Source organism: Tardiphaga sp. (genome assembly GCF_028290495.1).
Taxonomy (GTDB): Bacteria; Pseudomonadota; Alphaproteobacteria; order Rhizobiales; family Xanthobacteraceae; genus Tardiphaga.
Map to the genome: position 1 here is coordinate 1 of NZ_JAQGJT010000095.1, position 25,171 is coordinate 25,171.

Annotated in this window: 21 protein-coding genes and 1 tRNA gene; 11 read left to right on the forward strand and 11 right to left on the reverse strand. The window is 63.9% G+C overall.

The genetic code is table 11. The features are described from left to right. From JWQ24_RS15370 to JWQ24_RS15380, 3 genes are all read left to right on the forward strand, one after another. The coding region (locus JWQ24_RS15370) for a CoA-transferase (protein WP_299809578.1) at positions 1 to 292 on the forward strand (292 nt) is incomplete at its 5' end. A gap of 23 nt (positions 293 to 315) precedes the next feature. Beyond that, positions 316 to 966, forward strand: a complete 651-nt coding sequence (locus JWQ24_RS15375) for a 3-oxoacid CoA-transferase subunit B (protein WP_299809581.1) — start codon at positions 316 to 318, stop codon at positions 964 to 966. A gap of 163 nt (positions 967 to 1,129) precedes the next feature. Next, positions 1,130 to 2,188 (forward strand): AI-2E family transporter, encoded by a 1,059-nt coding sequence (locus JWQ24_RS15380; RefSeq protein ID WP_299809584.1) that lies wholly within the window; start codon positions 1,130 to 1,132, stop codon positions 2,186 to 2,188. Position 2,189: 1 nt separating this feature from the next. Here JWQ24_RS15380 and JWQ24_RS15385 read toward each other — a convergent pair whose 3' ends face one another. The 3 genes from JWQ24_RS15385 to JWQ24_RS15395 all read right to left on the reverse strand — a co-directional run bounded on the left by JWQ24_RS15385 (position 2,190) and on the right by JWQ24_RS15395 (position 8,330). Next, positions 2,190 to 3,830: an iron ABC transporter permease gene (locus JWQ24_RS15385; RefSeq protein ID WP_299809588.1), complete on the reverse strand. Its 1,641-nt coding sequence runs from the start codon at positions 3,828 to 3,830 to the stop codon at positions 2,190 to 2,192. 163 nt (positions 3,831 to 3,993) lie between these two features. Further along, positions 3,994 to 5,016 (reverse strand): Fe(3+) ABC transporter substrate-binding protein, encoded by a 1,023-nt coding sequence (locus JWQ24_RS15390; protein ID WP_299809591.1) that lies wholly within the window; start codon positions 5,014 to 5,016, stop codon positions 3,994 to 3,996. 158 nt (positions 5,017 to 5,174) lie between these two features. Then, the gene (locus JWQ24_RS15395; protein ID WP_299809594.1) at positions 5,175 to 8,330 is read right to left on the reverse strand and encodes a PAS domain-containing protein; all 3,156 of its coding nucleotides are present in this window, start codon (positions 8,328 to 8,330) and stop codon (positions 5,175 to 5,177) included. A gap of 354 nt (positions 8,331 to 8,684) precedes the next feature. Between JWQ24_RS15395 and JWQ24_RS15400 the strand changes: the two genes are divergently transcribed. The 3 genes from JWQ24_RS15400 to JWQ24_RS15410 all read left to right on the forward strand — a co-directional run bounded on the left by JWQ24_RS15400 (position 8,685) and on the right by JWQ24_RS15410 (position 10,049). After that, positions 8,685 to 9,059 (forward strand): phasin, encoded by a 375-nt coding sequence (locus tag JWQ24_RS15400; RefSeq protein ID WP_299809597.1) that lies wholly within the window; start codon positions 8,685 to 8,687, stop codon positions 9,057 to 9,059. A gap of 293 nt (positions 9,060 to 9,352) precedes the next feature. Next, positions 9,353 to 9,787, forward strand: coding sequence for a phasin (locus JWQ24_RS15405; protein WP_299809599.1), 435 nt, complete (start codon positions 9,353 to 9,355; stop codon positions 9,785 to 9,787). A gap of 185 nt (positions 9,788 to 9,972) precedes the next feature. Continuing rightward, a tRNA-His gene (locus JWQ24_RS15410) sits at positions 9,973 to 10,049 on the forward strand. A gap of 48 nt (positions 10,050 to 10,097) precedes the next feature. On the opposite strand, the gene JWQ24_RS15415 is transcribed toward JWQ24_RS15410, so the two are convergent. Beyond that, positions 10,098 to 10,427, reverse strand: a complete 330-nt coding sequence (locus JWQ24_RS15415; RefSeq protein WP_299809602.1) for a hypothetical protein — start codon at positions 10,425 to 10,427, stop codon at positions 10,098 to 10,100. A gap of 286 nt (positions 10,428 to 10,713) precedes the next feature. On the opposite strand from JWQ24_RS15415, the gene JWQ24_RS15420 reads away from it, so the two are divergent. The 3 genes from JWQ24_RS15420 (at position 10,714) to JWQ24_RS15430 (ending at position 12,262) form a co-directional block, all read left to right on the forward strand. Further along, positions 10,714 to 10,944 (forward strand): hypothetical protein, encoded by a 231-nt coding sequence (locus tag JWQ24_RS15420; protein ID WP_299809605.1) that lies wholly within the window; start codon positions 10,714 to 10,716, stop codon positions 10,942 to 10,944. Positions 10,945 to 11,028: 84 nt separating this feature from the next. Beyond that, positions 11,029 to 11,388 (forward strand): hypothetical protein, encoded by a 360-nt coding sequence (locus JWQ24_RS15425; protein WP_299809608.1) that lies wholly within the window; start codon positions 11,029 to 11,031, stop codon positions 11,386 to 11,388. Between the two features lie 193 nt (positions 11,389 to 11,581). Further along, positions 11,582 to 12,262 (forward strand): ParA family protein, encoded by a 681-nt coding sequence (locus tag JWQ24_RS15430; RefSeq protein WP_299809611.1) that lies wholly within the window; start codon positions 11,582 to 11,584, stop codon positions 12,260 to 12,262. A gap of 87 nt (positions 12,263 to 12,349) precedes the next feature. Here JWQ24_RS15430 and JWQ24_RS15435 read toward each other — a convergent pair whose 3' ends face one another. Together JWQ24_RS15435 and JWQ24_RS15440 are read right to left on the reverse strand one after the other, a co-directional pair. Then, positions 12,350 to 14,737 (reverse strand): EAL domain-containing protein, encoded by a 2,388-nt coding sequence (locus tag JWQ24_RS15435; protein ID WP_299809614.1) that lies wholly within the window; start codon positions 14,735 to 14,737, stop codon positions 12,350 to 12,352. Positions 14,738 to 14,995: 258 nt separating this feature from the next. Next, positions 14,996 to 15,271, reverse strand: a complete 276-nt coding sequence (locus tag JWQ24_RS15440) for a metal-sensitive transcriptional regulator (RefSeq protein ID WP_299809635.1) — start codon at positions 15,269 to 15,271, stop codon at positions 14,996 to 14,998. A gap of 115 nt (positions 15,272 to 15,386) precedes the next feature. On the opposite strand from JWQ24_RS15440, the gene JWQ24_RS15445 reads away from it, so the two are divergent. After that, complete coding sequence (locus JWQ24_RS15445) at positions 15,387 to 17,663, forward strand: heavy metal translocating P-type ATPase (protein WP_299809637.1); 2,277 nt, start codon at positions 15,387 to 15,389, stop codon at positions 17,661 to 17,663. Between the two features lie 278 nt (positions 17,664 to 17,941). On the opposite strand, the gene JWQ24_RS15450 is transcribed toward JWQ24_RS15445, so the two are convergent. Continuing rightward, positions 17,942 to 18,865, reverse strand: coding sequence for a LysR family transcriptional regulator (locus JWQ24_RS15450; RefSeq protein WP_299809617.1), 924 nt, complete (start codon positions 18,863 to 18,865; stop codon positions 17,942 to 17,944). A 2-nt stretch (positions 18,866 to 18,867) separates the two neighbouring features. Beyond that, positions 18,868 to 19,833 carry a thioredoxin-disulfide reductase gene (gene trxB, locus JWQ24_RS15455; RefSeq protein WP_299809620.1) on the reverse strand — a complete coding sequence of 322 codons (966 nt, stop codon included), beginning with the start codon at positions 19,831 to 19,833 and terminating at the stop codon, positions 18,868 to 18,870. 262 nt (positions 19,834 to 20,095) lie between these two features. On the opposite strand from trxB, the gene JWQ24_RS15460 reads away from it, so the two are divergent. Continuing rightward, positions 20,096 to 20,575, forward strand: a complete 480-nt coding sequence (locus JWQ24_RS15460) for an Lrp/AsnC family transcriptional regulator (protein ID WP_299809623.1) — start codon at positions 20,096 to 20,098, stop codon at positions 20,573 to 20,575. A gap of 81 nt (positions 20,576 to 20,656) precedes the next feature. Here JWQ24_RS15460 and JWQ24_RS15465 read toward each other — a convergent pair whose 3' ends face one another. The 3 genes from JWQ24_RS15465 to carB all read right to left on the reverse strand — a co-directional run. Next, complete coding sequence (locus JWQ24_RS15465; RefSeq protein ID WP_299809626.1) at positions 20,657 to 21,067, reverse strand: DoxX family protein; 411 nt, start codon at positions 21,065 to 21,067, stop codon at positions 20,657 to 20,659. Positions 21,068 to 21,315: 248 nt separating this feature from the next. Further along, positions 21,316 to 21,792, reverse strand: coding sequence for a transcription elongation factor GreA (gene greA / locus JWQ24_RS15470; protein WP_143575300.1), 477 nt, complete (start codon positions 21,790 to 21,792; stop codon positions 21,316 to 21,318). Between the two features lie 191 nt (positions 21,793 to 21,983). Further along, the coding region (gene carB, locus JWQ24_RS15475; protein WP_299809632.1) for a carbamoyl-phosphate synthase large subunit at positions 21,984 to 25,171 on the reverse strand (3,188 nt) is incomplete at its 5' end.

Sequence of the window (25,171 nt, forward strand, 5' to 3'; positions counted from 1 at the left end):
CGAGAAATATTTGATGGAGCGCGGGCTGTTCGCCGACCTCGCCATCGTGCATGCCTGGAAGGGCGATACCGCCGGCAATCTCGTCTACCGCAAGACCGCGCGGAACTTCAATCCGATGATGGCGACAGCCGCCAAGATCACCGTGGCCGAATTCGAGCACTTGGTGCCGGCCGGCGAGATCGATACCGACCACATCCATACGCCCGGCATTTTCGTGAAACGCATCATCGAAGTCGGTACAGCCAAGAAACGCATCGAATTCCGCAACACCCGCCCGCGCCCCACGGCGTAACGTACTCTTAGCAGGATAGCCCCATGGCCTGGACCCGTGAACAGATGGCAGCTCGTGCCGCGAAAGAGTTGCGCGACGGCTACTACGTCAATCTCGGCATCGGCATTCCGACGCTGGTTTCGAACTATATCCCCGACGGCATCGACGTTAATCTGCAGAGCGAGAACGGCATGCTCGGCATGGGACCGTTTCCGTATGAGGGCGAGGAAGACGCCGACCTCATCAACGCCGGCAAGCAGACGGTCTCTGAACTGCCGTCGACCAGCTATTTCTCGTCGGCCGAATCCTTCGGCATGGTGCGCGGCGGGCATATCGATCTCTCCATCCTCGGCGCGATGCAGGTGGCGCAGAATGGCGACCTCGCCAACTGGATGATCCCCGGCAAGATGGTCAAGGGCATGGGCGGCGCGATGGATCTCGTCGCCGGCGTCAAGCGCGTGGTCGTCGTCATGGAGCATTCTGCCAAGGACGGCTCCAAGCTCCTGAAGAGCTGCAACCTGCCGCTGACCGGCGAGCGGGTGGTAGACATGGTGGTCACCGATCTGGCGGTATTCACCATCGACAAGCACGGCAAGGACGGCATGGCCCTGATCGAACTCGCCGACGGTGTGACGCTCGACGAGGTCAAGGCCAACACCGAAGCGGAATTCCGCGTCGCGCTGACCAACGCGTAAGGCAGGTCCAGTTTCCCGGACGCGGTGCGGCACCCTTGTGCCGCTCCGCTGATCCGGGATTCCGCTTGCTGAATAACGAGACCCCGGATCGGAAGCGCACCACGTCACCAATGCGACGCGCTGCGCCTCATCCGGGGCACGACCCTCCAAGACTGGACACCCCATGCGCGGCCGTCTTGAAGACAGATCCTTCCTGATCCTGATTGTCGTGGTGTCGCTGGCGTTCGCCTGGATCCTCACCTCGTTCTACGGTGCGATCCTGTGGGGCGTCGTGATCGCCCTGATGTTCGCACCGCCGTATCGCTGGCTGCTGCGCAAGATGCCGCAGCGACGCACGCTGGCGGCGCTTTTGATGCTGGTGCTGATCGTGCTGATCGTGATTCTGCCGCTGACGCTGGTCGCGGCGTCGCTGACGCGGCAGGCGGCGACGGTGATCGGCAGGATGCAATCCGGCGAACTCGACTTCGTCAAGTTCCTGCAACAGATACTCGATGCGTTGCCGACATGGGCGACCAGCCTGCTCGACCGCTATGGCGTGGCCAGCCTCGGCGACATGCAGGAAAAACTCTCTGCCGGCCTCATCAAGGGCAGCCAGACGATCGCCTCGCAGGCGCTCAACATCGGCCAGAGCACGTTCGAGTTCATCCTCAATCTCGGCATCATGCTGTATCTGCTGTTCTTCTTCTTTCGCGACGGCGACAGGCTGGCAGTTCGCGTCAAGGACGCGATCCCGCTACGCCCCGACTTGCGCGACGAACTGCTGGAAAAATTCACCGTGGTGATCCGCGCCACCGTGAAGGGCAGCTTGCTGGTTGCGTTGACGCAGCGCGCGCTCGGCGGCGTGATCTTCTGGATTCTCGGCATCAACGCGGCGCTGCTGTGGGCGGTGCTGATGGCGTTCCTGTCGCTGCTGCCGGCGGTGGGCGCCGGCCTCGTCTGGCTGCCGGTCGCGATCTACCTGCTGGCCACCGGCTCGTTCTGGCAGGGCGCGATCCTGATCGCCTACGGCATCCTGGTGATAGGCCTCGTCGACAACATCATGCGCCCGATGCTGGTCGGCAAGGACACCAAGCTGCCGGACTACATCGTGCTGATCTCGACGCTCGGCGGCATCGAAGCTTTCGGGCTGAACGGCTTCGTGATCGGCCCGGTGATCGCCGCGATGTTCATCGCGGCTTGGGATATTTTCTCCAAGTCGCGCAAAGAGGGCGAAGTCGCCTGAACTACGCCGGACCCTGCGGTACGTCGGAAAATCGCGTCAGCCACATCACCGGCGGGATGCTGGCGGCGACGATCAGCAATGCCGCGAGCGCGCCTTCCTCGAAACTGCCGCGACTGGCGTACTGGTAGATCGAGGTCGCCAGCGTCTCGACATTGAGCGGGCGTAACAAGAGCGTCGCCGGCAGTTCCTTCAGGCAATCGACGAACAAGACGATGGCGGCGCCGAGCAATGCGGGGCGCAGCAGCGGCAATTGAATCCGGCGCAATGTCGTGAGATCTGCCGCGCCCACCGAACGCGCGCTGTCGTCGTAGTCTACAGGAATTCGCTCGAAGCCGGCCTTGATGAAGCCGGTCGGCACCGCGAGGAAGCGGATTACATAGGCGATCACCAGCGCCGCGCCGGAGCCGACCATCACCAGCCCCGGTGAACCCTGTTGGAGCCAGCCGGCCAGCGTATTGAGCGCGCCGTCGATCGCCAGCACCGGCGCCAGCAGGCCGAGCGCGAGGACGAGGCCGGGCAGCGCGTAGCCGGCTTGCGCCACGGCCAGCGAGACATCGGCCAGTCGTGATGATCGCCAGCGTTGCGCAACGATCACGATCAGGCCGAGCAGCAACGCTGCGGCCGTGGCAATCGCGGCCAGCGCGATGGTGTGGCCGGCGTCGCGCCATACCGAGGTCTCACTCGACAGCAAGCCGCGGCGCAGGCTTTCGCGCAGCAGATACAACAGCGGCACGGCAAAGCCGAGCAGCGCAGGGATGGCGCAGGCGGTGAAAGCGAGCCAGCCTTTGATGCCCTTGAGCGGCGTGCGCGGCGACAGCCGCGGGTTCTCGGCCGAGAATTCGACGCTGACGTCGCGACGGCCGGCGCGCTCCATCAGGATCAACACAGCGATGATCGCCAGCATGAACAGCGACAATTGCGCCGCGCCGGCCAGGCTGCCGCGGTTCAGCCAGGTGGTGAAGATGGAGACGGTGAGGGTACGCACCCCCAGATATTCGCTGGCGCCGATATCGTTCAGCGTCTCCAGCGAGACCAGCGCGAGGCCGACCGCCAGCGCCGGCCGCGCCATAGGCAGCGATACCCGGCGAAAGGTGGTCCAGCCGCCGGCGCCGAGCACTTTCGCGGCTTCCGCGAAGTCGGCGCTGCGGTGCTGGAACATGGCGCGGGCGGAGAGGTAGACATAGGGGTACAGCACGAGGCCGATGACGAGGATCGCGCCGGGTAGCGAGCGTAGGTTCGGCAGCCAGCGGATCGCGTCGGTGAGCGGCATCGCGGTCGCCAAAGCGCGGTGTACGAGGCCGAGCGGCTCGAACAGATCGGCATAGACATAGGCCGCCAGATAGGTCGGGATCGCCAGCGGCAACGGCGTCAGCCAGATCAGCAGGCTGCGTCCGCGGAAATCGTGCGACGAGATCAGCCACGCCGCGCCCGCGCCGATGCCGAGCGCCACGGCACCGACGCCAAGTAGCAGCAACGCGGTATCGCGCAATGCCTGCGGCAGCACATAGGCCATCAGATGCGGCCACAGGTCCGGCACCGGCTGCAGCGCCAGCACGGCAATGCTGATCACCGGTGCTGCGACGGCCAGCGCCGCGAGCGCGGCGATGGTGGTGGCTGCGAGCTGGATGCGGGGGGATTTCACGTGCGTTCTTCCCCTCTCCCCTTGTGGGAGAGGGTGGCCGCGCGCAGCGCGGGCGGGTGAGGGGTAGTGTTTTGCTCAGAAGCCCCCTCATCCGTCGCGGACTTTGTCCGCGCCACCTTCTCCCGCAAGGGGAGAAGGAAGAAGGCCAGCGAGCTTAGCGCCCTCAATTATCAAACCCGACCTTGTCGACCAGCGTCGACGCCGCCTTGCGGTTCGCGGCGATTTTGGCGACCGGCATCGTATCAGCATTGAGCTTGCCGTAGCCGGCGATGGTCGGGTTGATCGCAACACCGGCGCGGACCGGGTATTCGTAATTGGCGTCGGCGTAGATCTGCTGGGCCTGCTCGCCGACCAGCCATTCGATCAGCTTCATCGCATTGGCCTTGTTCGGCGCGTTCCTGGCGAGCAACACGCCCGACAGGTTCACATGGGTGCCGCCTCCCTCGAAGGTCGGCAGGATCACCTTGGTGGCTTCGGCCCACGGCTTCTTTTCGGGATCGGCGTTCATCATCAGCGCCCAGTAATAAGTGTTGCCGATGCCGAGGTCGCACTTGCCGGCGGCCACGTCGCGCGCGGTTTCGCGATCGCCGCCTGACGGCTTCTGCGCCAGATTGGCCTTGACGCCGCGCAGCCATTCCTCGGCCTTGGCCTCGCCGTGCCTGGCGACATAGGCCGCGAACAATCCGTTGTTGTAGATGTGCTGGCCGGAGCGGATGCAGATCTTGCCCTTCCACTTCGGGTCGGCCAGTTCCTCATAGGTGATGGCGTCCTGCTTGACGCGGTCCTTCGAGGCGTAGAGCACGCGGGCGCGCATCGAAATTCCGGCCCAGTGGCCATCGGGATCGCGGTACTGCGCCGGCACATTCTTGTCGATCACGTCGGATTTGATCGGCTGCGTCACGCCGGTCTGCACGGCCTCGTCGATGCGGCCGATATCGACCGTCAGCAGCACGTCGGCCGGGCTGTTGGCGCCCTCGGCCTTGATGCGCTGCTCGAGGCCGGAGCTTGCGGAGATCACGTTCACCTTGACGCCGGTGTCCTTGCTGAAAGCCTCGAACAGAGGCTGCACCAGCTTGGTCTCGCGATAGGTGTAGACGTTGACCTCCTCGGCGGCGCGCGATGCGGAGGCGCCGAAGGAGACAAGCGCAAAGGTAGCGGTCGCGGCGAGGATATGGCGTGCGGTCATGCAAGGACTCCGGCCCAAACGGTGATAGTGCCGGATTGAGTAGCGCAGCAGCTTGCGCAACAGGCGTGACGGAATGTCGCGATAGCCGGGTTCTAGAGAGATTCCAGCCTTGATAGCAGGCGCTTGTTCCCTCTCCCCAAAGGGAAAAGGGAACAGTACTACGCGGTTACCCTGGCGTCGGAGAACATCACTTCGATCAGCGTGCCGGAGCTCGGTGCGGTCTTGATCTGGAAGCGGGCGCGGTTGGCTTCGACCAGCGCCTTGGTCAGCGACAGGCTGACCGCCGCGCTGTCGGGGGTCTGGTCGGTCGGGGCCTGGTGGCGGAACGGCTCCATCGCCGCGGCGAGTTCGTTGTCATTGAGGCCGTGGCCGGTGTCGCGAATGCGGAGCACAACGTCGCCGTCATCCGACAGTGCGGTCGAAACGATCACCTGCCCGCCGGCGTTGGCGAGATGGATCGAGTTGCCGATCAGGTTCAGCGTGATCTGGCGCAGCGCGCGGGCGTCGGCGGTGACCACCGGCAGCAGATGCGACAGCGAGGTGCGGATGATGATGCGGCCGCGATTGGCCTGCGGCTGCATCACCGAGACGCACTGCTCGACCATCTCGTTGAGATTTTGCGCCGCAAAAGCAAGGTCGAGCTTGCCGGTCTCGATGCGTGACAGATCGAGCAGGTCGTTGACGATCGCCAGCACGCGCTCGCCGGAAGCGCGAACGTCCTTCATGTAGTCGATGTAACGCTCATTGCCGAGCGCGCCGAAGCGCTCGTCGATCATCACTTCGGCAAAGCCGATGATGGCGTTGAGCGGGGTGCGGACCTCGTGGCTGAGCCGCGCCAGTACGTCGGCCTTGGCGGTGGCGGCGCGTTCGGACTGGCGTTGTGCCTGCAGCAGTTCGCTCTCGGTCTTCTTGGCCTGGGTGAGATCGCGCAGCACCGCGAAGAAATGGCCGGCGTCGGATCGGGTGCGCCCGATCATCACCGACATCGGCACGAGGCCGCCGGCGCGGACCTGGCCGAGCGCCTCGCGGCCATGCTCGAACAGGCTGGCGACGCCGTCGTGCTTGAGGCTCTCGATATATTCGCGCAGTACGCGCTGGCTCTCCTGCGCGAACAGGTCGATCAGGTTGCGCTGCGTCAGCAGGGCGCCGTCATAGCCGAACAGGGCTTCGGCGCTGCGGTTACAGGCGTGGATGTTGCCTTCGGCGTCGAACATCACGACGCCCTCGGCCATCGTGTCGAGAATCGCCGCCAGCTCTTCGGCGTCAGCCTGTGCCGCCACGGGCTGCTCGGCGGCGATGGCAGGCGCTGCGATCTCGGCTGGCTCCACCGCAGCGGTGGCTGCCGAGGACGTGCTGAAGATCAGGCCTTCGGCGGGTTCGCCGTCCCAGTCGATGGCAAAGGTGCGGACATCGGTCGGCACCGGCGAGACGCCGTCGTCGGGCTCGGCGTAGTGCGCATCGAGGCCACCGGCCTGTTCCAGCGCCTCTACGCTCGGATAGCCCATCATGTCGAGAAAAGCGGGATTGGCATGCAGCAGCCGGTCGTCACGCGTGACGAGCACCGGCACCGGCAGCAGGTCGAGCAGCGCCTGTTCGCGCGGCATAGCAATGCTTTCGGGCTGTTCGTCGGCGACCGCTTCGGTGCCAAACGCTGCGGCCGTCGGCGTCTCGCCATCGGCTTCGAGCCGGGCCGACAACTGCCGCGCCAGTTCGTTGAAGGCGCTGTTTTCGACTGGCGTCAACGCCGGCAATTTTAGGTCGCCGGGACGAAAAGGCACGACGTTCTGGGGGATGTCCACGATATGGTCCGGTTCGGTTGATGGTGTGATGTCGGGAATAGGGGGGCTGGTCAGGGCAATGGGTTCATCGAGGCTGTCGCCGACCGGTCCGGCCTGCGCGATATCCGCGGACAACGATTGCAGCGGTGGATCATTCGAGGCCTCGTGATGGCGCGGCGTCGTCAGTTGGCTCAGGGCCTCGAAGTCGCGGCAAATGCCGAAGCCGCGCCAGCCGATCAGTTGGTGGTCGCGATCGAACAGCGGCAGTCCGGCCAGTTCGACCGGCAGCCTCCCGCCGCCGTCCACCGGCCACAGCATCGTGATGCCGCTCCACGGCGCGCGGGTTGCCATCGCCACCATGACGCGGCCGTCGGGATCGAGGCCGCTGTCAGTCGCGATCTCGCGCCAAAGCCCAATCGAGGCCGCGGCGCTGTGCGGGCCGATCAGTTGAATGAATTCATTGGAGTTCAGCGCGAAGCGGCCGTCGGCATCGATCTGCCAGGTGAAGCGCAGCGGCTGCTGACGTTCGATCACCGGCGCAGGCGCGTCAGGCGCGGGCTCATCCGCGACGGCTTCGACGTAGGGCGACGGTTCGCGGGCGTGAGCCGGCTCTGCCGCATCGAGATGTGAGGACGCCTCAGCTCGCGCGATGGTGCCGGCGATTGCGGCTTCCAGCTCGGAAGTCGGTTCGGGCTCGGGGGGCGGCGCGACCTCAGGATGTTCGGTGTCTGCCTCCGGCGTGGTCGCGGGATCGACTTCGGCTTCGTGTTCCATCACCTCAGCCGACTCCAGCGTGTCGTCGGTATCGGTCATGTCGGCCTGTTCGACGGGCGTGTCGGTCGCCGGCGGTTCTGTTACCTGCGGTTCGCTCGGCGCGGCCTCGGCCATGCCCGGCACGATCAGCGCGACCAGGCCGATATCGGCGCCGCTGCCGACACGTTGAAGAACCATGTGACCGAAGCCGATTGGCGTTTCGTGGCGGCCGTCCTTCAGCGCTTCCTCGCGGGCGAGGCCAAGTCCGGCCTCGGTGAGGTCGTGGAAGCCGAGCAGCGCGCGGGCGGCGTCGGAGGCGCCGACGAACTGGCCATCGCGCGCAAAGGCCGCGATCGGCGTGTCGAGGCCTTCGACCAGGTTCTTCAACCGTTGCGACAGTGGCATGAAGCGGCCGGTCGGCTCGACCGCGACAACGAGGATGCCGGCGCCGCCATCGGCAAATCCCAGCCGGGTGCAGGCGCAGGTCATCAGGCTGCCGAGCGCTGCACCAAATCCACGCAACCGCTCCAGCCGGACGCTGCCGTTCTCCGGCAGCCGTTCGGCGAGCTGGGCCAGTTGGCGGCGGTGCGGATCGGCGGGGCCAAATTGCTGGTCGAACAAAGCGGCGGCATGGCTCGCGCCGAACAACCGGGCGCCGACCGGATTGGCCCACAGGACTCGCGTGCCGTTGAGCGACCACAGCCAGACCGGCTGGTTGCTCGTCGCGTGCAACGCCAGCCTGGCATCGTCGATGCCTCGTAACCGGAATTCTGCACTGTTCATCGGCACTTCATGACTGACTGCTGGGGGCCCGCGGGGTGAGTCGGCGTATTCGGGTGGCTCCAACCATTACCGCATTAACACTTGATTCAGTATCGCGCGCGGTTCCGCGCAGGTCTACGCCGCAGGAAGTCTCGCCCGGCCGAAAATGCAACAACGTTAATTCGAACCAGACGCTTAACCTTGGGCCAGGGGCTACGTTGGGAGTTGCAAAACCGGAGCAATGGTCCACGATGGCCTTGGGAATGGGACGCCACGTCACACCGGCGATATCTGGCTCCGTTAAAATGCAGGGGGCGGCGGGACGAAACGAAATCCGGGGCAGTGGATGGCTCCGTCAACGCACAGGAGTGGGACATGAGTGGCGACAAGTTCGAGATCCCCAAGGAAATGCGCACGATGGCCGAGGCCAGTTTCACCCAGGCCCGGCAGGCATTTGAGAAGTTCATGGCGAGCGCGCAGGACACCGCCGCCTCGATAGAGGGGCGCGGCACCACCGTGCGCGAGGGCGCCAAGGACATCAGCACCAAGGCCATCACATACGCCGAAAAGAACGTCGCAGCATCGCTGGATTACGCCCATCAACTGCTGCACGCCAAGGATCTCGGCGAGGTGATGCGGCTGCACAGCGAATACGTGCAGGCCCAGATGAAGGCTCTGGCGGAGCAGGCCAGCGAAATGGGCCAGATCATGAGCCGCGCCGCGATGGATGCCGCCAAGCCAAAGCCGTGATGCTGCACCCGGCTTCGAGCGTACTAGGCCGGGCCCACCTTTCTGCGCCAGTAGCCGCCTGAAAGTTGTAAATAATCCTCGGTCCGGCTGACGCGTGCATTTGGCAGGCCAGCCATGCTATATTGCATTGCAATATTTTATTGCAGTGCACAATGCCGAATGCTATGCCCTTATCCATGGTGAGCGCCGCAAAAAGCGGCGTTTCCTTCCCGGCTGCTGATCGAGGCATCGGTGCTTCCGACGGCAGCCGTGGGATTTCATTTTCAATTTATTCAACACGAAGGATGCACGTCATGGCCGACTCGACCGATCCGTTCTCATCTTCCGTCATTCCGTTTCAGGTGCCCGAGCAGGTGCGCGAATTCGCCGAGAAGGGCGTTTCGCAGGCCCGCGCAGGCTACGCCAAGTTCAAGGACGCCGCTGAAACCCACAACGGCACCGTTCAGGCCGTGATGGCCACGGCCTCCCGCGGCGCCACCGACTATTCGGCGAAGCTGCTCGATATCGCCAAGACGAACACCAATGCTGGCTTCGACTTCGTGCAGGAACTGGCCGGCGTGAAGTCGCCTTCCGCTGCGATGGAACTGTGGACTTCGTTTGCCCGCAAGCAGGTCGAGATTCTCACCGGGCAGACCAAGGAGCTTGCCGAACTGACCCAGAAGATCGTCTCCGAGACCTCCGAGCCGATCAAGACCGGCGCTTCCAAGCTGTTCCAGCCCGCCGCCTGAGCGGATTGAACCTTCCGAGACTACCGAAAGCCCGGGCCATTAGCCCGGGCTTTTGTCTGCTCTGTTCATGACAGCCCGTCATCGACAAGATTCATCGATTTCAGTCGCTTGGCGGCCTTGCCAAAGCGAAGCGTTGCACCTAGTTTCCCGCCTGTTCGCGACCCCTGTTTCGGGGCCGTCAGGATGCAGTTGTAGCTCAGTTGGTTAGAGCGCCTGTTTGTGGAGCAGGAGGTCGCTGGTTCGAGACCAGCCAACTGTACCATGCGCTTCAAGCCATGGTTCAGTTCGCGCCACGTGCGGCTCTCTGCGCTTAACGACCCAGCCCCTTCCAAAGATTGATCGGTTTCGGCGGGCATTTGCCGGCCCGCCTGGTTTTGGTCAGCTTGAGGTCGAGCGCTGCGGCGAAGGCGCGTTGCAGGCGCGGTTCGGTGATGCGAGCGACGTGGTCGCGGAACACGGCAGCGCTGGCGGGCTCATCGGGCGCGGCAACCGCGGCGCACAGCCGAATGCTGAGGCGGGTAAAATAGCGAAACTCGGTGGCGCGCGCGGTTTCACCGGACCGGTCGAGTTCGGCGGCGGCCGCCAGTGCCGTCAGCCGATCGCCGGGCTTTAACGTGATCGCAAACCGCAGCACCGCCAACAGCCATGCTTGCAGCGTTGCCTGGCTTCTCGTGTCGTCAGCCGGAATGATCGCGTCAACGGATTGGCCGTGGTTGCGTATGGGCCGTGATGCTTGAATGTCGTTAGTCTCCGCGAGACGCGGTGATCCCATGGCTTGGCGTAGGAATGCGAGGGTGGCGCGGCGGCGATGGAATAGTCGCCGCATAGTCATGGCGTATAGTCATGGCGCGTCGTTATGGCCGTAGTCGCAAACGGAACCAGCGTGGCGAAGCCGTGTTGCCTCTGCTGCGGGCAGGGAGGTCAACATGATCGACGGAACCATCAGCGATACCGGCATCGCCGTGATGTGCGACATAGCGCGCGCCTCGGGGCTGGATCTGGACGACAACAAGAAGAGCGAGCTGGATCGGCTGATCGCCGACGGCTTCGTCGAAGTCTCCAGACCCGCAAATCCCAACGAGGGCATCAAATTCGCGATCACGCCCAAAGGCCAGCGTCTGCTCGACGATCGCGGCGTCGGCGCGAATGAATCGTGATTGCGTCCCGTTCTTCGCGTCAGCGGCGAATGGCACCTTGATCGCGTGGTGGGCCGGCAATAGTTGCGAGCCAGGAGAGTTGCTGTGAGCACGGAACCCGTCGTTGATTACAAGGCCGAGATCGAGCGCCATTTTGCCTGGCTCCAGACCAGGCTGCCGACCGGCCCGTCCAAATTTGTCGGCTGGCTGCGGCAACCGTCGTCGAAGCTGGTGCGTATTCCGCTGGCGATCCTCTTGATGCTGGGTGGCGTGTTCAGCATCCTGCCGGTGCTCGGACTCTGGATGCTGCCGCTCGGTTTGTTGCTGATTGCGCAGGATGTTCCACTTCTGGAAAAGCCCGTGGCGCAAATTCTCGGGTGGGTCGAGCGCAAATGGATCGAACGCGAGCGCAACAAGCAGACCGAAAAGGAACGCCTCAAGAACATTGGCGGGCCGAATGGATAGTCGCTGCGACAAATAGGTCGGTCGCTTAGTACAATTGACTCATTTCGACTCGTGGTGCGACGCAATCTGTGACTCAAAAGCCAACTTGCTAAACAAATCAGGCACATCGACTTGAACCGTCGATAATTTTTTCTTTAACGAATCAGCAGACTGATTCATTTTCGCCATCTGGGGTCAATCTGGAGGCGAACATATGAACGTTATAGTTTTTGCATCGCGTAAGGGCGGCTCTGGCAAGAGCACGCTGGCGGCTCATTTGGCGGCACAAATTCAGAAGTCATCCAAGAAGTGTCTGTTGATCGATGCCGATCCGCAGGGCTCGCTGACGCTGTGGCACAAGCTGCGCGGCACCAACGAGCCGGCGTTGAAATCCGCCACCCGTTCGGTTTCCGAAATCATCAATGCCGCCAAGCGCGATGGCGTCGAGTGGGTGTTCATCGATACGCCGCCGAACACGTCGGCCGTGGTCGCTGACGCGATCAAGAATGCCACGATGGTGATCATCCCGGCGCGTCCCGGCGTGTTCGACGTCAACGCGGTGCAGGACACGATCCAGGGTTGCCGCGCCGCGCGCAAGCCTTATGCCGTCGTCATCAACGGTGCCCCGGCACGCCGTGATGAGGTGGAGAGCCGCATCGTCACCGTGGCGCGCGAGGAACTGGCGAAGTTCAAGGCGCCGGTGTGGTCGGGGCAGATCACCAACCGCGCCGATCTGCTGCTGGCGCTGGCCGAAGGCGAGGGCGCCCGCGAATACGCCGCAGAAGGCCGCGCCGCCGGTGAAATCGGCAAATTGTGGGCCGCGATCGAACGTTCGATCAAGGCGATCAGCGGCAAGGTCTCGGCCAACGGCGCGATGCACAAGCAGGCGGCCTGACAGCCGCCCCTGGGACGACGACAAAGACGCGCGGGCTCCCTCCCGCGCGTCTTTGTCGTGTCTGCCGCCAGGTTATCCGCGCCGGGATCACTGGCAGGCAACAGTTTCGCCGGCGCGAACGCCGCCGACCAGATGGGTGAAGCTGGCAATCGCCGCCGGGCGCCCGAGCAGATAGCCCTGCACCTCGTCGCAACCCTCGTCGATCAGGAACTGCAACTCCGCTTCGGTTTCAACGCCTTCGGCCAGAACCGGAAGGCTCAATCCGCGGCCGAGGCCAACGACGGCACGCACGATCGCCGCGGCCTGCACGTTGCTGTTGACCGACTTGATGAAGGAGCGGTCGATCTTGATCTTGTCGAACGGAAACGCGCGCAGGTTCGACAGCGAGGAATAGCCGGTGCCGAAATCGTCCATCGCGATCGATACGCCCAGCGCCTTGACCCGCCGCAGCGCCGCCAGCGCGCGGTTGAGGTCGCGGATCAGCGCCGTCTCGGTGATTTCCAGTTCGAGCCGATGCGGCGGCAGGCCGGTCTCGCGCAGGATCGCATGGACCATCGACACGAAGTTGTCGTGATAGATCTGCACCGCGGAGACATTGACTGCCACGGTGAGTGGCGTGGTCCAGCGGGCGGCTTCGCGGCACGCGGTGCGCAGCACCCATTCGCCGATCTCCAGGATGCTTCCGGTCTCTTCCGCGACCGGGATGAATATATCCGGACCGACGCGGCCTCGCACCGGATGGTTCCAGCGCAGCAGCGCCTCGAAGCCGATCACGTTGCCGCGGGTCATGTTTTCCTGCGGCTGGTAAACCAGGCTCATCTGGTGGCCGGCGATGGCGTGGCGCAAATCCAGTTCGAGCAGCCGGCGGTCGCGCAGTTCTTCGGCCATGCCGGACTCGAAGAGGCGCCAGGTCGCTCCGCCTTCGGTCTTGGCGCGGGACATTGCGGTGCCGGCGCAGGCCAGCAGTAATTCGCGGTCGGTGGCGTCGTCGGGATACAGCGCGATGCCGATGCTGGCGGTGACGCCGCCGAGCTCGAGCGCGCCATCGCGGGCGCGCAACATCGCCTGAAGCCGGTCGGCGAACTCCCCCGCAGCCGCGGGGCTGGCAAGGCTGGGCAGCAGGATGGCGAATTCGTCGCCGTCCATCCGTGCGATGACCTGACCTTCACCGAGCTGCGCCTGGATTCGCGACGTCACCGCCTTCAGCACCTTGTCGCCGGTGGCTTGGCCGAACATGTCGTTGATGCGCTTGAAGTGGTCGAGGTCGAGGCATAGCACCGCGAGTTGGCCACCCCTTGGCAGCGCAACGATCTGCTGCTCCAGGCCTTCGTTGAAGCTGCCGCGATTGGGCAAATTGGTCAGCGCGTCGAAATGGGCGAGGTAGCGGATGTGCCGTTCGGCTTCCTTGCGCGCGCGCAAGTCTCGCACCGCGATCACCTGGTGCGGCCGGCCCGCGAATTCGATCGGGCGCAGGAACAGCTCGACGGCGATCGCGGTGCCGTTGCTCTGCCGCAAATCCGTCTCGACCGGTTGGTCCGGCTGCGCAAAAAGTCGCGCGCGTGCCACATCGTCGGGCAGCCAGTCGGCGAGGCGCGATCCGCTGAGCTTTTCCGAGGTCGAGCCGATGAGCTCGGCGAAGCTGGTGTTGACGGCGACGATGGCGTCGCCGTCACCGTCGCAGACCAGCAATCCCTCGACAGCGGCATTGGCGAGGCCACGCATACGGTCGGCCTCCTGCGACGAGCGGAGGCGCTCGCGGATATCGATCAGCGTGGCGACGAACGACAGGCCGATGATAGCCAGGCTGATCAGCGCGACGCCCATTGCTAGCCAGCCGGCGGGAATGCTGAGCTCGGAAATCGCGATCGCGGAATTCGGGATGATCGTCACTGCGCTCATGCCGGTGAAATGATGGCTGCAGATCGCCAGCGTCAGCAACAACGCGCCGCCGACTTTCCAGCGCGCCTTGCTGCCGTGCAGCCCGACCGGCAATGCGAGCGCGGCGAAGATGACGCCGAACAGGATCGATGCGCCCACCAGATCCACGTTCCAGACGATGGTGCCCTTCAGATCGAATGCCGCCATGCCGGTGTAATGCATCGCGGCGATACCGAGAGCGACGATGGCGCCGCCAAGCAACGGGCCGGCGCGAAATTGCGGCAGCAGCGACACCGCGAGGCCGGCGCCGGTCAGCAGGATCGCCAGCACCAGCGACAGCAACGTGAGGGCGATGTTGTAGCCGCTGGCAACTTCCGGCGCGAAGGCGAGCATGCTGACGAAATGCGTCGCCCAGATGCCGAAGCCGGTGGAGATTGCCGATACCGCCAGCCAGATGTGGCGCATCTGCCCTGTGGTCCCGCGCGCGTGACGCAGCAGATCAATCGCGGTCAGCGATGCCAGAGTGCAGATGATGGCGGCGAGAGCGACCAGACCATGATCATGGGCAGTGGCAATGCAGTTGTAGATCGTCAGCATGAAAGACATCGCAAGGCGAGAGTGCACAATCGCCCGGGACGCTAGGGGAAAATGCCGTAACGAGACGTAAATACCAAAGAACGTTTATGTCGCTTGCCGTACATAAAAGTTCTGACCGATAGGTATCCGGGGAAGAACACCGAAGCAGAGCAGCGTACCACCGCGTGAGCTCCATGGAAGCCGCTCGCTGGCCGCGAACAATTGCTCATCAACTGTCAACCACGTTGAAAGTCTCGGCCTCCGGCACGACAGCGGCGTTCATCGATCGGCGCGGCTGACCACATCCATCAGTTCGGCGATCTTGCGGCGCTGGTCGGCCTTGTCGCCGGACGAAATCGCGTGCTCGACGCAATGCGCGACATGGTCGCGCAGGATCTCTTCCTCGACGCGGCGCAGCGCGGCGCGGGCCGCCGCAATCTGCGTCACGACGTCGATGCAATAGCGGTCGGTTTCCACCATGCCGGCGATGCCGCGGACCTGGCCCTCGATTCGCTTGAGGCGTTTTAAACAGGATGTCTTGATCTCGTTGCGCATCGGGGTCATATACCCCCATAGGGTATCAAACTCAAGAGGCGAGGTCGCGGTGACAGAGACAGTTCACGAGCACGGCGCATGTTGCGGGCATCACGACGCAGTCGCGGATGAGCGCATGACCGATCCGGTGTGCGGCATGAAGGTCGATCCCGCCACCGCCAAACATCGCTTTACCTACAAGGATCAGGAGTACCTGTTCTGCGGTGGTCGCTGCCGCGAGCGCTTTGCCGCCGATCCGGAATCCTTCCTGAAGCCGAAGCAGCCGGCGCCGGCCGCTCCCGCGGGCACCATCTACATTTGTCCGATGCATCTTGAGGTTCGGCAGGTGGGTCCCGGCAGCTGCCCGATCTGCGGCATGGCGCTGGAACCGGAGCAGGTCGCGCTGGACGATGCGCCGGATCCCGAACTGATCGACATGACCCGGCGGTTCTGGATCGCGCTGGCGTTGACGCTGCCGGTGTTCGTGCTGGAGATGGGTTCCCACCTCGGCATCATGCATCTGGTTTCGCCGACGACCTCGAACTGGATTTCCTTCGCGCTGGCGACTCCGGTCGTGCTGTGGGCCGGTGCGCCGTTTTTCGTGCGCGGCTGGCGCTCGGTCGTCACCGGCCATCTCAACATGTTCACGCTGATCGCGATGGGCACCGGCGTGGCGTGGATCTACAGCGTTGTCGCCACGCTGGCGCCGCAGCTTTTTCCGCCGGCGTTCCGCGATCATCACGGCGCGGTCGCGGTGTATTTCGAGGCGGCGGCGGTGATCATCGTGCTGGTGCTGCTGGGCCAGGTGCTGGAACTGCGCGCGCGCAACCAGACCTCCGGCGCGATCCGCGCGCTGCTCGGCCTTGCGCCCAAGACCGCACGGCGCATCGGCGCGCATGGCGACGAGGATGTCTCGCTCGATCTGATCGTAGTGGGCGACCTGCTGCGCGTCCGTCCGGGTGAGAAAATCCCGGTCGATGGCGTCGTCACCGATGGCCGCTCTGCGGTCGATGAATCGATGGTGACTGGCGAATCCATGCCAGTGACCAAGGCTGTCGGCGCGCGCGTCATCGGCGCCACCGTAAACCAGAGTGGTGGCCTCGTGGTGCGCGCCGACAAGGTCGGTCGCGACACCATGCTGTCCCGGATCGTCGACATGGTCGCCAAGGCGCAGCGCTCGCGCGCGCCGATCCAGCGCCTTGCCGACAAGGTCGCCGGCTGGTTCGTGCCGATGGTGATCGCTGCCGCGGTGCTGGCCTTCGCGGCATGGGCCATCTTCGGCCCGCAGCCGCGGCTAAGTTTCGCGCTGGTTGCCGCTGTCACCGTGCTGATCATTGCGTGCCCCTGTGCACTCGGGCTGGCGACGCCGATGTCGATCATGGTCGGGATCGGACGCGGCGCGCATGCCGGCATTCTGGTGCGCGACGCGCAGGCGTTGGAGCGGCTGGAGACGATCGATACGGTGGTGATCGACAAGACCGGCACGCTCACAGAGGGCAAACCGAAAGTCGTCGCGATCACGGCGGCCAACGGCTTCGCCGAGGACGATCTGTTGCGGCTGGCCGCCAGTGTCGAACGCTCCAGCGAACATCCGCTGGCGCAGGCCATCGTCAATGCGGCGCAGGAGCGTGGTGTAATGCTGGGCGACGTCAGCGGATTTGCGGCGCCTTCCGGCAAGGGGGCGTCGGGCCGTATCGACGGCAAGCAGGTGGCGCTGGGCAATGCGATGCTGATGGCCGAACTGAAGATCGACACGTCCACCCTCGACGGCACGGCCGAGGCTGCGCGCGAGAACGGCGCGACCGCGATCTACGTTTCCGTCGATGCTCGCGTCGCCGGCGTGATCGCGATCGCCGATCCGGTCAAGCCATCGGCGCAAGCGGCGTTGCAGGCGCTGCGCCAGGATGGCCTGCGCCTCGTCATGCTGACCGGGGACAACCGGACCACCGCGCTGGCTGTGGCAAAGACATTGGGCCTCGACGAGGTCGAAGCCGGCGTGCTGCCCGAGCGCAAGAGCGAAGTGGTCGAGCGGTTGCGCCAGCAAGGCCGCCGGGTCGCGATGGTCGGGGACGGCGTCAACGACGCGCCCGCGCTCGCCGCGGCCGATGTCGGCATTGCGATGGGCACGGGCACCGACGTCGCGATTGAAAGCGCGGGTATCACGCTGCTCACCGGCGATCTCGCGGGCCTGGTCCGCGCGCGAAAGCTGTCGAAGGCTGTGATGCGCAACATCCGGCAGAACCTGACCTTTGCCTTCGTCTACAACGCCGCCGGCGTGCCGATCGCCGCTGGCGTGCTGTATCCGCTGCTCGGCATCCTGCTGTCGCCGATGGTAGGTGCGGCGGCTATGGCGCTGTCGTCGGTGAGCGTGATCGGCAATGCGCTGCGGCTGGCGAAGGTGAGGCTGGATTGACGCCGCGTCCGGGGAACCAGAATTTCTCGCGCAAAAAAAAAGCCGGGCTCGAACGAGCCCGGCTGAGGTATTGGCCTTCGAGAGGCCGACACAATCACCTTCCAAGAGGGATAACTGAGGCTCCGCTCCACTGGAGGAGGGGGACAAAACGCGGAGCGAAGCCTCAGCTTCCCTCAAATATGATCCCCGAAACCGGCAGTGAGCAACGGCTCACCTCGCATGTCAGTCATGCGACTCCGGGGCTGGACGCAGGGCTGGGCCGGCGACCGGACGGAGCCTCAGCCCGGCCAGCGCTGCGCCTTGCTGACGATGAAGTCGCGGAACACCTGGACGCGGGCCACCGATTTCAGCTCTTCGGGATAGACGAAATAAGTGTCGAGCTGGATCGAATCGGATTCGCCGAACAGCTGCACCAGCCGGTTGTTTTCCTCGACGAGGTAGTCCGGAAGTGCCGCAATACCCAGGCCCTGCTGGCAGGCGCGGACCAGTCCCAGAATGTTGTTGACCTTGAAGTAGGGCTCGCGCGAGCCGGAGCCGTTGCGGCCGGCTTCGATCAGCCAGTTGCGGTTCTGCAGATGCGGCGCAACGCCGCCGTCGCTGAGCGTAATGATGCGGTGGCCGTCGAGTTCGTCCAGCGTCCGCGGGGTGCCGAAGTGCTTGACGTATTCCGGCGCGCAATAAGCGTGGAAGCCCATCGCGAACAGCTTGCGCTGGATCAGGTCGGGCTGGGTCGGCTTGCGGGTGCGGATTGCGACATCGGCCTCGCGCATCGACAGATCGAGTTCTTCGTCGGTGACGATCAGCGAGATGCGGATTTCCGGGTAAAGTGCAGTGAATTCGCCGAGCCGGGGGATCAGCCAGTTGATGCCGACGCCGGGGGTGGTGGTGACCTTGAGGTCGCCGCTCGGCCGTTCGCGGCTGTCAGTCAGCTTGGCGCGCGCCGCCTGCAACTGCATGAACACATCATGCGCGGTGCGGAACAGCAGGTCGCCCTGTTCGGTGAGGATCAGGCCGCGGGCATGGCGGTGAAACAGCGAGACCGACAGTTCCTGCTCAAGCGCGCTGACTTGGCGCGACACAGCGGATTGCGACAGGCCGAGTTGCTCGCCGGCATGCGTGAAGCTTCCCGCTTCCGCAGCCGCGTGAAACACCTTGAGCTTGTCCCAGTCCATGTCGTTAAATCCATCACGAGAGCGTGCCATGTTTACTCCGCCGCTGCGCGGTCATGAGCGTGGGCAGCGAGATAACGTTCCGCTTCGAGGGCAGCCATGCAGCCCATCCCGGCGGCGGTAACCGCCTGGCGCCAGGTTTCGTCGGCGACGTCGCCGGCGGCGAACACGCCGGGCACCGAGGTGGCCGTCGAATTCGGCGCGACCTCGACATAGCCCGAGGGCTTCAGTTTGATCTGGTCCTTGATCAGGTCGGTCGCCGGCGCATGCCCGATGGCGATAAAGACGCCGTCGGCGGGCACGTCGGTGGTGGCGCCGTTCTTGACGTTCTTCAGGCGCACATGCGTCACCTTGTTCGGATTTTCGACGCCGCAGATCTCGTCGATCGCGCTATCCCAGATCACCTTGATCTTGGGATGCTTGAACAGCCGTTCCTGCAGAATGCGCTCGGCGCGGAAGTGGTCGCGGCGATGCACGATGGTGACGGTGGCGGCGAAGTTGGTCAGGAACAGCGCTTCCTCGACCGCGGTGTTACCGCCGCCGACCACCACGACGTCCTTGCCGCGATAGAAGAATCCGTCGCAGGTCGCGCAAGCGGAGACGCCGCCGCCCTGGAATTTGTCTTCCGAGGCAATTCCGAGCCAGCGCGCCTGCGCGCCGGTGGCAAGAATCACGGTTTCGGCGAGATAGACGTCGCCGGAGTCGCAGACCAGCCGGAACGGGCGCTGCCTTGTATCCAGTTCGGTGACGATGTCGGTGACGAGCCTGGTTCCCACATGGGCCGCCTGCTTCTCCATCTGCTCCATCAGCCATGGGCCCTGGATCACATCGGCGAAGCCGGGATAGTTCTCCACGTCGGTGGTGATGGTGAGCTGTCCGCCGGGCTGAATGCCCTGGATCAGGACGGGCTCCAGCATGGCACGGGCAGCATAGATCGCAGCGGTGTAGCCGGCGGGGCCGGATCCGATGATGACGACTTTGGCGTGGATGGGGGCGGCCATGTCGAGTCCCTTTCTGAAGGGAAAAATTGCTAAGTACGGAGGCTGGATTGCCAGCGGAAACATCGCGGCGGCGTCGAAAGTGTCAAATCCAAGTTCGCGCGAACTCTAGAATATCTGTGGAGCTATGCAAGAATTGCAATCCGTCCCGGCGTTTTTTCCCCAGAACGCGCTTAATTTCCGCGTTGCACGCGCAATAAAATTGCGCGCAGCGCCGCTCCTGCGATAAGAGAGTCCCGAACAGCCCCTTAAGGATCCACTGAGCGTGCCGAAAAGCCTGGACGATATCGACCTCAAGATCCTCACCGAGATCCAGGCCGACGGCCGCATCACCAATGTGGAACTGGCCAAGCGCGTCGGCATCTCGCCGCCGCCCTGCCTGCGTCGGGTCCGGACGCTGGAAGAGGCCGGTTACATCCAGGGCTATCGTGGCTTGCTCGATCCCCGTCTGCTCGGTTTCGACGTCACCGTGTTCGCCTCGGTGCACCTGTCGAGCCAGGCCGATGCCGACCTCAAGGCGTTCGAGGATTTCGTTCGCAAGGAGCCTTTGGTGCGGGAATGCTGGATGCTGTCGGGGGAGATCGATTTCATCCTGAAATGCGTCGCGCCGGACATGGCGACGTTCCAGGAATTCGTCAGCCAGCTCACCGCCGCGCCGCATGTGCGTAATGTCCGCACCTCGCTGGTGCTGCACAATTCAAAATACGCCGCGGCCGTGCCGCTGGAGTTGAAGGTCGCGGACTGAGTTGCCGCGTTTGGGGCATGGCCCACGCACGAAAAAGCCCGCGCTGCGAACAGCGCGGGCTTTCTTGTATTGGAACGTGGATCAGCTCTTCTTGCGCAAGATCGCGTCAAGGCTGATCGGGCCGCCGCCGGCCGTCGCCAGATAGAGGCAGGCGAAGCAGAACAGGATCGCGGCGGTGCCGCCGTTCAGCAGCGGCAGGAAAACCGGCTCGGCGCCCTTGAAAATGTGGCCGATAAAATAGGCGAGGGCCATCTCGCCGGACAGGATGAAGGCGACCAGTCGCGTGAACAGGCCGAGCAGCAGCAGCGCGCCCAGGATCAGTTCCAGCGTGCCGGCCGCGGTGATCAGCGGCGGGATGTTGGCGAAATACGGCAGCACCGGAAACTTGAAGATCTTGGCAATGCCGTACTGAAACAGCAGCAGGCCGGTGATGAAGCGAAACAGGCTGAGTGCGATCGGCTGATAGCGCGCAGTAATGGCGTCAAAATTCATGGGTAGTCCCCCGGTTAAAGAATCAACGATGGATCGGACGGTGCGTATTCAACGCTTAGGTCCGACCACGAATAAAGGCACTTTTCAAGCCAAGTGCCGCCGCAGCTCCGCATCATACCAAACACAGAGCCGTGACAATTATTCCGTGCGGTCTCGCAGGCGCTTGATCGAACATGCGAGACATAACGCCGCGCACGAAAAAGGCCGCGGAAACCGCGGCCTTTTGAAGGGGTCCAATCTCGCAGCGCTCAGCGCCATTCGACCTTGGTAATCTCATACGCCTTGGCGCCGCCGGGAGCGACGACTTCGACGGTAGCGCCCTTGGCCTTGCCGATCAGCGCACGCGCCATCGGCGAGGTGATCGAGATGCGACCCTTCTTGGCGTCGGCTTCCGGTTCGCCGACGATCTGCCAGACCGCCTTTTTCTCGGTGTCCTCGTCGACCAGCGTCACGGTCGCGCCGAACATGATGGTGTCGCCGGAGAGCTTTGAGATGTCGATGATTTCGGCGCGCCCGATCTTGTCTTCGAGCTCGTTGATGCGGCCTTCATTGTGCGACTGCTCTTCCTTGGCGGCGTGATATTCCGCATTTTCCGAAAGGTCGCCATGGGAGCGTGCCTCTGCAATCTGCTCGATGATCCGCGGGCGGTTCACCGACTGACGCTCCTTCAATTCGACTTCCAGGGCGGCATAGCCACCGGCGGTCATCGGGACCTTCTCAACCATCGCTTTCGTCCTTTAACGTCATGCCGCCGCAGTCGCGGCGCGCACGAAACAATTCAATCTGCAAGATATCAGCATGCTGCGCCCGCAGCAGGTGCTTTCAGGCGCCGAAACAGAACAACGCCATGACCGGACGGTTCCGATCATGCTGTTTTTAGTTCCGATCGAGTCCAAACGTACCCGACCAGCCTCAATCAGGTTTCGGAAAAGTAACTCTGCAAGGTGCGGACCTCAAGGTCCCCGCCCAGATAGGCGCGGATGCCCTGTGCGGCCGCCACAGCGCCCGAAAGAGTGGTGTAATACGGAACTTTATGCAAGAGGGCAGCCCGCCGCAGCGAACGGCTGTCGGCCAGTGCCTGCGGACCGTCGGTGGTGTTGAACACCAGCTGGATCTCGCCATTCGTAATGGCATCGACGATATGTGGCCGGCCTTCCAGCACCTTGTTGATCTTGACGGCCGCGACGCCGTTGTCGGCCAGAAAGCGCTGGGTGCCCGAGGTCGCCAGCACCTTGAAGCCGTTTTCCGCTAGTAGCTGCACGGCCGGCAGGATGCGTGTCTTGTCGCTCTCGCGCACCGAGACGAACACCGTGCCCTTACGCGGCACGCGCGTGCCGCCGCCGAGCTGGCTCTTTGCAAACGCAACCGCGAACGTGCTGTCGATACCCATCACTTCGCCGGTCGAGCGCATTTCCGGGCCGAGCACGGTGTCGACACCAGGGAAGCGCGCGAACGGGAACACCGATTCCTTGACGCCGACATGGTCGAGCTTGCGCTTCTTCAGATTGAAGTCGGCGAGCTTCTCGCCAGCCATGATCCGGGCGGCGATCTTGGCGACCTGAATGCCCATCACCTTGGCGACGAACGGCACCGTGCGCGACGCGCGCGGATTGACTTCGAGCACGTAGATGTCGCCGTCCTTGATGGCGAACTGCACGTTCATCAGGCCGACCACGTCGAGGCCGAGCGCCATGTCGCGGGTCTGCTGCTCCAGCCGTTCGATCATCGCGGCATCCAGCGAATGCGGCGGCAGGGAACATGCCGAATCGCCGGAGTGAATGCCGGCTTCCTCGATGTGCTCCATGATGCCGACGATAAAGGTGTCCTTGCCGTCGCACAGGCAGTCGACGTCAATCTCGATGGCATCCGACAGATAGCGATCAAACAGCAAGGGGTTCTTGCCGAGCACGGTGTTGATCTGGCCAGTCTTGTCGTTGGGGTAGCGCGCCTTGACGTCGGCGGGCACCAGCTCCGGCAAGGTGCCGAGCAGGTAGTCGCCGAGCTGGCTTTCCTCGCGGATGATCTGCATCGCGCGCCCACCCAGCACGTAGGACGGACGCACCACAAGCGGCAGGCCAAGCTCGGCGGCGACGAGGCGCGCCTGTTCGACCGAATAGGCGATGCCGTTCTTCGGCTGCTTCAGCTTGAGCTTGTCGAGTACGCGCTTGAAGCGGTCGCGGTCTTCGGCGAGATCGATGGCGTCGGGTGAAGTACCCAGGATCGGCACGCCGGCGTCTTCCAGCGCATGCGCCAGCTTCAACGGGGTCTGGCCGCCGAACTGCACGATAACGCCGTGCAGGGTGCCGTTCTGCTTTTCGGTGTCGATAATCTCCAGCACGTCCTCGGCCGTCAGCGACTCGAAGTACAACCGGTCCGCGGTGTCGTAGTCGGTCGACACGGTTTCCGGGTTGCAGTTGATCAGGATGGTTTCGTAGCCGGCATCGTGCAGCGCAAAGCAGGCATGACAGCAGCAATAATCGAACTCGATGCCCTGGCCGATCCGGTTCGGACCGCCGCCGAGAATGATGACTTTCTTGGCGTCGGTCGGCGCGCTTTCGTCGGCGAAGGCACCGGCAAAGGAGGATTCGTAGGTCGAATACATGTAGGGCGTCGGCGAGGCGAATTCCGCCGCGCAGGTATCGATGCGCTTGAACACCGGGCGGACGCCGAGCGAACGCCTGAGCGTCTTGACCTCTTCCTCGGTGGTGTTGGTGAGCACCGAGAGGCGCGCGTCGGAGAAGCCCATCGCCTTCAGCGTCCGCATGCCGAATGCATTGGCGGGCAGGCCGTTGGCCTTGACCTTGGCTTCCATGTCGACGATGCCGCGCATCTCCTGGAGGAACCAGGGGTCGATCTTGCAGGAATTGAAGATCTCGTCGTCGGTCCAGCCGAGCCGCATCGCCTGGGCAACCTGCAGCAGCCGGTCCGGCGTCGGCGTGCCCAGAGCGGCGCGCACGGCGTTCTTGTCGTCGCCGCGGCCGAGGTCTTCGATCTCGATCTCGTCGAGGCCGGTGAGGCCGGTCTCCAGCCCGCGCAGCGCCTTTTGTAGCGATTCCTGAAAGGTGCGGCCGATCGCCATCACTTCGCCGACCGACTTCATCGAGGTGGTCAGCGTGGTGGACGCGCCGGGGAATTTCTCGAACGCAAAGCGCGGAATCTTGACGACGACGTAGTCGATGGTCGGCTCGAACGATGCAGGCGTCGCACCGCCGGTGATGTCGTTGGCAATCTCGTCGAGCGTGTAGCCGACCGCGAGCTGGGCCGCGACCTTGGCGATCGGGAAGCCGGTGGCCTTGGAAGCCAGTGCCGAGGAACGCGACACGCGCGGATTCATCTCGATCACAACCATGCGGCCGTCGGCGGGGTTGACGCCGAACTGCACGTTGGAGCCGCCGGTCTCGACGCCGATCTCGCGCAGTACAGCCAACGAGGCGTCGCGCATGATCTGGTCTTCTTTGTCGGTCAGCGTCAGCGCCGGCGCCACGGTGATGGAATCGCCGGTGTGCACGCCCATCGGATCGATGTTCTCGATCGAGCAGACGATGATGCAATTGTCTTTCGTGTCGCGCACCACCTCCATCTCGAACTCTTTCCAGCCGAGCACCGATTCCTCGATCAGCACTTCGGAAGTCGGCGAGGCATCGATGCCGCGTTCGACGATCTCGATGAATTCGGCCTTGGTGTAGGCGATGCCGCCGCCGGTGCCGCCCATGGTGAAGGAAGGGCGGATCAGCGCCGGGAAGTCGATCACGTCGAGCGCGCGCAGCGCGTCGGGTAGATTCTTGACCTGGACCGAGCGCGGCGTCTCGAGGCCGATCTTGGTCATCGCTTCGCGGAAGCGCTGGCGGTCCTCGGCCTTGTCGATGGCGTCGGCGGTGGCGCCGATCATCTCGACGTCGAATTTGGCGAGCGTGCCCTGCTTGCGCAAAGACAATGCGCAGTTCAGCGCGGTCTGGCCGCCCATGGTCGGCAGCAGCGCGAAGCCGCCGGGAACGATATAGCGTTCCTTTTCGATAATCTTGGCGACGATCTCGGGTGTGATCGGCTCGATATAGGTGGCGTCCGCCAGCTCCGGATCGGTCATGATCGTTGCCGGGTTGGAAT

What these genes read in the sequence shown, in the direction of transcription:
- JWQ24_RS15435 (WP_299809614.1), bottom strand. Translation starts at nt 14,737, where the DNA reads ATGCTGACGATCTACAACTGCATTGCCACTGCCCATGATCATGGTCTG.
- greA (WP_143575300.1), bottom strand. Translation starts at nt 21,792, where the DNA reads ATGGTTGAGAAGGTCCCGATGACCGCCGGTGGCTATGCCGCCCTGGAA.
- JWQ24_RS15430 (WP_299809611.1), top strand. Translation starts at nt 11,582, where the DNA reads ATGAACGTTATAGTTTTTGCATCGCGTAAGGGCGGCTCTGGCAAGAGC.
- JWQ24_RS15380 (WP_299809584.1), top strand. Translation starts at nt 1,130, where the DNA reads ATGCGCGGCCGTCTTGAAGACAGATCCTTCCTGATCCTGATTGTCGTG.
- JWQ24_RS15445 (WP_299809637.1), top strand. Translation starts at nt 15,387, where the DNA reads ATGACCGATCCGGTGTGCGGCATGAAGGTCGATCCCGCCACCGCCAAA.
- JWQ24_RS15400 (WP_299809597.1), top strand. Translation starts at nt 8,685, where the DNA reads ATGAGTGGCGACAAGTTCGAGATCCCCAAGGAAATGCGCACGATGGCC.
- JWQ24_RS15440 (WP_299809635.1), bottom strand. Translation starts at nt 15,271, where the DNA reads ATGCGCAACGAGATCAAGACATCCTGTTTAAAACGCCTCAAGCGAATC.
- JWQ24_RS15390 (WP_299809591.1), bottom strand. Translation starts at nt 5,016, where the DNA reads ATGACCGCACGCCATATCCTCGCCGCGACCGCTACCTTTGCGCTTGTC.
- JWQ24_RS15395 (WP_299809594.1), bottom strand. Translation starts at nt 8,330, where the DNA reads ATGAACAGTGCAGAATTCCGGTTACGAGGCATCGACGATGCCAGGCTG.
- JWQ24_RS15405 (WP_299809599.1), top strand. Translation starts at nt 9,353, where the DNA reads ATGGCCGACTCGACCGATCCGTTCTCATCTTCCGTCATTCCGTTTCAG.
- JWQ24_RS15450 (WP_299809617.1), bottom strand. Translation starts at nt 18,865, where the DNA reads ATGGCACGCTCTCGTGATGGATTTAACGACATGGACTGGGACAAGCTC.
- JWQ24_RS15375 (WP_299809581.1), top strand. Translation starts at nt 316, where the DNA reads ATGGCCTGGACCCGTGAACAGATGGCAGCTCGTGCCGCGAAAGAGTTG.
- trxB (WP_299809620.1), bottom strand. Translation starts at nt 19,833, where the DNA reads ATGGCCGCCCCCATCCACGCCAAAGTCGTCATCATCGGATCCGGCCCC.
- JWQ24_RS15465 (WP_299809626.1), bottom strand. Translation starts at nt 21,067, where the DNA reads ATGAATTTTGACGCCATTACTGCGCGCTATCAGCCGATCGCACTCAGC.
- JWQ24_RS15420 (WP_299809605.1), top strand. Translation starts at nt 10,714, where the DNA reads ATGATCGACGGAACCATCAGCGATACCGGCATCGCCGTGATGTGCGAC.